The sequence below is a fragment of the Cohnella baijiui genome, assembly GCF_020731285.1.
Taxonomy (GTDB): Bacteria; Bacillota; Bacilli; order Paenibacillales; family Paenibacillaceae; genus Cohnella.
Map to the genome: position 1 here is coordinate 1 of NZ_JAJFOW010000460.1, position 217 is coordinate 217.

A 217-nucleotide genomic window follows, 5' to 3' on the forward strand; every position below is an offset into this window, starting at 1 on the left:
GGGCTTGGCATTACCCGAAAGCTATAGTTGGAGAAATCCTCTACAGAGATCATAGGTTTTGCTGATGTTACCTGTTTAAAACCATTATCCCATAATGCCAGACCTTTGATATTCTCATCGTTAATCGCTTCGAACAGCAATCGTCCAAGCTTGCCGTCCATCGCTTCACTCACTTCGCTTTCATTCTCGAAGGCGTACGGAAGATCCATAATCATCC

1 pseudogene is annotated in these 217 nt (G+C 44.2%); it reads right to left on the reverse strand.

Annotated features, from left to right (window positions below):
• Window positions 1–215, reverse strand: a pseudogene (locus LKX83_RS34640) (C4-dicarboxylate ABC transporter); the annotation flags it as partial.
• Window positions 216–217: the final 2 nt, after the last annotated feature.